At 20.5% G+C, this 5,276-nt stretch carries 3 protein-coding genes; 2 read left to right on the top strand and 1 reads right to left on the bottom strand.

Going from position 1 to position 5,276, the window contains the following annotated elements; all coding sequences use genetic code 11:
* The first annotated feature begins 754 nt into the window (after positions 1-754).
* Together trfA and GJT83_RS02450 are read left to right on the top strand one after the other, a co-directional pair.
* Positions 755-1,618, top strand: coding sequence for a plasmid replication initiator TrfA (trfA, locus tag GJT83_RS02455; protein WP_168892879.1), 864 nt, complete (start codon positions 755-757; stop codon positions 1,616-1,618).
* Between the two features lie 62 nt (positions 1,619-1,680).
* The gene (locus GJT83_RS02450) at positions 1,681-2,367 is read left to right on the top strand and encodes a prephenate dehydratase domain-containing protein (RefSeq protein ID WP_168892878.1); all 687 of its coding nucleotides are present in this window, start codon (positions 1,681-1,683) and stop codon (positions 2,365-2,367) included.
* Positions 2,368-2,468: 101 nt separating this feature from the next.
* On the opposite strand, the gene GJT83_RS02445 is transcribed toward GJT83_RS02450, so the two are convergent.
* Positions 2,469-5,159, bottom strand: coding sequence for an inverse autotransporter beta domain-containing protein (locus tag GJT83_RS02445; protein ID WP_168892877.1), 2,691 nt, complete (start codon positions 5,157-5,159; stop codon positions 2,469-2,471).
* Positions 5,160-5,276: the final 117 nt, after the last annotated feature.

Raw genomic sequence — 5,276 nt, 5'->3', positions numbered from 1 at the left:
TATTATGTTTCTTTTTAAATCATTATTTATAGATTAAATAAGTTTTAACTTTAATGTGTAGTTTTGATTTTTTATGTTTTTTATGTGATTATCTTAATTTTTATAGTTTTTATAATTTATGTTTCTTATATTTTTTACAAATTAAAATATAATACACATAAAATTTTTTATGAAATACATCATTGCTTTTATTATAACTTTTTTTTTATTTATTTCAAGTATTTATAAGAAAAATATTTATGTGTATTTAATATATATTTTAAAAAATATATTTTTTTATATTTTTTTGATTATAAAAGATTATAAAAGATTATATGCATTTACTTTAAATAAAATAATATTTGTTAAATCAAATATTTACGTAATTTAATTATTATTTTTAGCTACTTGTTATCCCGAGTCTAGCTACTTGTTATCCCGAGTCTAGCTACTTGTTATCCCGAGTCTAGCTACTTGTTATCCCGAGTCTAGCCCGAGTCTAGCTACTTGTTATCCCGAGTCTAGCTACTTGTTATCCCGAGTCTAGCTACTTGTTATCCCGAGTCTAGTATTGATTACCCACCCCTTATTATCATAATTAAAAAATATTTTATTTATCTTTTAAAAAATTGTTTTATAACTTGACATTTATTAAAAATTATTAGAAAATAACATTTTATGTGTTTATCTAAAAAAAGTTATTTATAAAAACAATTTTTTATTATGATTAATAATAAAGTTTTACATAATAAACTTAAATACAGAATTATTATTAATGTATAAGTCTTTGCATGCTAGAATTATTAAATTAGCTAGTAAAAGTAAAAGTAACAATAATATTTCTTTTTGTAATAAAAATAAAGAAAAGATATTTAATTCATCTAATTTTTTAAATAAAGATGAAAGTTTTTTCATTAAAAAAAGAATGCCCATAATTCCAAATAGTAAAAGAGCAGTACCTAATATAATGTTACGTAGTTCATTATTTGGTGTTATTAAAAAAGGTCATAGAAAATATGAAAAAAATATTTTAAAAACAACATTAAATGGTATTTATATACGTTTTACAGGTGAAAGTTTAGATCAGTCTGATTTAGATGTTTGGTTAGAATGTTTACATAGATTAAAAAATGTTCCTTTAGGAGAAAAAGTTAAATTTAAATCTTATGATTTTTTGAAATCAATAAATAGAAATACTGGTAAAAGTGATTATGAATGGTTAAAATCTTGTTTAGTTAGATTATCAGTATGTAGTATAGAAATAAGAAATGAAAATATTTTTTATATGGGTCATTTATTACATGAATGGTATAGAAATGAAAAAACAAAAGAACATATAATTATTTTAAATAAAAAAATAATTTATTTTTTTTCTGATGCAATGTGGACAGGAGTTTCTTTAAAAGAAAGAATAAAATTAAAAGGAAAATCATTATCACAATGGATCCATTGTTTTTATTGTTCTCATAATATACCTTTGCCTTATAGAGTGAATACCTTACATAAACTTTGTGGTAGTAATATTAATATTCTTTGGAAATTTAGACAAAATTTAAAAAAATCACTTGAAGAAGTTTCATTAGCAACAGGATGGAAATGTTTAATTGATATTAATGATTTTGTACATATTAAAAAATAAGAATATTTTATTTTTTTATGCTAATATAAAAAATATTTTCAAAATTTTTTATATTATAATTTATGATTAATAATATCCGTACAAAATTTAGTTTTTATTTTGCAAAAAATAAAATAAAAATTAATAATTTAAAATATTTTATAAAACATGTTTATTCTTCTAATCTTCAAAAGAATAATTCTATTATTAGTATAGCTTTTTTAGGTCCTCAAGGTACTTATTCTTATTTAGCTACTTTAGCTTACATTGAAAATTTTTTTTCTAGAAAAAAAATTTTCAATGTAAGCTGTAATAATTTTTCTGAATTATTTTTTTCTATGGAAAGAAATATTATTAATTTTGCTATAGTACCTATAGAAAATAGTTGTTCTGGGATAATAAAGGAAGTAAATAAATTATTAAAACATAGCTCTCTGAAAATTTTTTATCAATTTAAAATTCCAATTAAACATCGTTTAATTTCATATAATAAATTTACTAATATTAATGACATTGATAATATTTTTAGCCATTCCGAACCATTTAAACAGTGTAGTATATTTATTAATAAACATCCTTTTTGGAAAAAAAATATTTGTAATAGTACTGCTGATGCAATAAAAAAATTATTTATATTTAAATTAAATAATTTTGCTGCTATAGGAAATAAAGAAACAGCAAAATTATTTAATTTAAATATAATAAAAACTCCATCTTTATCAAATAAAATAGATAATACAACAAAATTTTTAGTATTAACTAAAAATTAAAAATGTCAAAATTTAATAGAATTTAATTCTATTAAATTTTGACAAATTTAACTATATATTTTTTAAAAATAGTTTTACATATTAATAATACTTAAATAAAATTATTTAACTTCACATGTCACCGCAAATGATGAACTATTAATACCTTCAACTTCTTCTTTTTTTGCGAAATCATAATAATAATAGTAAGGTCTTGGAATATAAGCTTGCCATATCCAAGAAGAAGTCCAAACTTCAACAAAATCTTTTACTATAGGCCATCCATAAACAGTAAATATATCATTACTATGTGCATCTAAAAGATATTTTAACTTATATTTTGTTGGAATATCACCATGTTTAAGAGTTCTACAATAATAAATACCATTATCCCAAGTTAAAGCGGCCCAATCTTCATTTAAATGATGACGAACAACATCTCCTCTATATTCTTGCATTAATGGAGGTCTAAGAAATTTTACTTTATTAACTTCTATAATATCTTGCATATGTCCGTACATATTTGCATCAGGAGAATCTGGACTTGTAACAACTGTAAATGTAAAAAATACTCTTTTACTGATATAATCATCAGCAATAAATTCTAATTCAGTTTTTACTCCGATACCTTGCGGATCAGACAGACGTAAAACTACTTCTCCAATAATGTTTGTACGAAATAAAAAATTTCTACCAGTAGATTTTTCTCCGGTTATTAGATTATGAACATGTAATAAACCAGAATCACTACGTATTTTACCTTGACGATCTTTAATAGATCTTGTTTCCATTCTAACCGGAGCATTAGCTAATCTACTACCCATTTTATTAAAAACAAGTATAGTTATACGAACTGCATCACTAACTTTACTTTTATAAGTACTAGCAATAATTTGAATATTATCTGCTGAAGGATTTATTACATTTACTACATCAGATAAATTTTTATCAATTTTTTTATCTATTTTTACTTTAAAAATAAGTTTAGCAGTAGCTAAAGCAACTACTTTAGAAGTATATGTACCCTTAGGGTTTTCAATTATTTTAGAAAAACGAACATTTAGTTTATTAGCAACTCCCTCTTCAATTAAAAATTCTACATTTTTCATATTAGCAATTATATTATTATTCATATCTCTTGCTTCAAATGTAAGTTTTGTAGCTTCTCTATCAACTATTATTTGCTTAGGAAAAGCAGTTAATGTTGAAAAATTTTTATTTATAAGAGGTTTTAACACAATAACATCTACATAAGATGTAGATCTATTATTATTTACATCAAAAACTGTTATTTTTATTAAATAATGATTTTTATTAACATTTTTAAAATTATAACTAGGCAATACAACAATATAATTATCACCAATATCTTTCTTAATATAACCATTATTTTTATTAAATTCAACTAAATTATCAAAGACTAAACCTTTAAAAAGATTAACTGTATTAATTTTTATATTTAAAGAATTTTCAGTACCAGGATAATTAACTATTTTTTTTATTATTTGAAATTTTATTACATGTTTTTTTCTATATTCTAAAATGATATTATCATTTCTATTTACAAAATCATATCTTTTATTTTTAATAGAAGATGTATTATTTATTACTGATTTATTAGGATGAATTTGGTTATTCCAAGGAGTACCAAATTTTAATTCTAAACTAATACCAAAATTAGTATTACTTTCTCCTGATAAAGTTAATGTTTTTCCACAAGAAAAAACTAATGCAGGTATAGGTCTATAAGAAATCCCTGCAGTCATTATGTACGGAAAAAATAATTTTTCATGTTCAAGATTAAATACTTTTTCCTTGAATCCTATATTCCCATAATATTTTTCATAAGAAAATTTTAAAGTAATTTCCGGTATTTTAGGAAAAATACCTTCCATTCTAATATCCCATCCATTAGCAGGTCTTTCATAATATTCATTATAATTAAAAAATTTATCTTTTTCAATTGGATGCATATAATCATCATTAGGAAATGTTTTTTGTTGATCTAAATGAGTCCAACCACTTAATTTAATATAAGCATTTGCACTTAATTTAAAAAAATCTTGCCAATATTCAATACCAATACTAGTTCTTGTATTTTCATGAAAAATATCATAGTCTAAAAAATTATTTATACCTAACATATAATCTTTATAAAATTTACGAAAACCAATTCCTAAATTTATTTGGTTTCTATTATCAGATTTATGAATACCATCTTGCAAAAAAAATAAATATTCATTTTTTTCAAAAAGAGGAAATAAAATTTTAATCTCTGAATTTTCTAAAGTTAGATTTTCATCTAAATTTAAACTAAATAAACTTTTTCCTTTTATATTAAATAAACCAAATATATCTTTTATTCCAGAATTTATTTGATTATTTAATGTTTCATTAGCTATATTTAAAAAATTATTTTGTAATATTTTATATAATTTTTCCTTATTATTTAATCCTATTTCTATTATACTTTTTGTTTCTAATATAAAATCAAATAAATTTTTTTCTTCAAAATTATTACTATATGATTCTAATTTTTTAACAATAGAAACATCATCATTAGGAAACATATTTTTATATAATTTTCTTTTATTATTTAATTCTAAATTAATTTTAGGTAAATCTACAATAGAATCATTTTTTAGATTTTTACTATTAATAAAATATATATTTTTTTCCTTTTTCTCTAAATTTTTTTTGAATAAAAAATTTAAAGAATGATAGTTTTTCTTTTTTAAATAATAATTTTTATTAATGTTTATTTTTTGATGATCTAATTGATCAGCCATAAGATTTATATTATTTATAAACATAAAAATTATTATAAAGAATAATTTTAATTGTGTATTAAAATTAAATTTTTTCTTATATTTAAAATCTATTAAATATAAGATTAAAAATTTTTTAAAAAAATAAAAAAATTGTCTCAT

The sequence above is a fragment of the Enterobacteriaceae endosymbiont of Plateumaris pusilla genome (assembly GCF_012562765.1).
Taxonomy (GTDB): Bacteria; Pseudomonadota; Gammaproteobacteria; order Enterobacterales; family Enterobacteriaceae.
Note: the sequence above shows the minus strand (reverse complement) of the source record. Positions and strands in the feature narration are given on the sequence as shown.

What these genes read in the sequence shown, in the direction of transcription:
- trfA (WP_168892879.1), top strand. Translation starts at nt 755, where the DNA reads ATGTATAAGTCTTTGCATGCTAGAATTATTAAATTAGCTAGTAAAAGT.
- GJT83_RS02450 (WP_168892878.1), top strand. Translation starts at nt 1,681, where the DNA reads ATGATTAATAATATCCGTACAAAATTTAGTTTTTATTTTGCAAAAAAT.
- GJT83_RS02445 (WP_168892877.1), bottom strand. Translation starts at nt 5,159, where the DNA reads ATGTTTATAAATAATATAAATCTTATGGCTGATCAATTAGATCATCAA.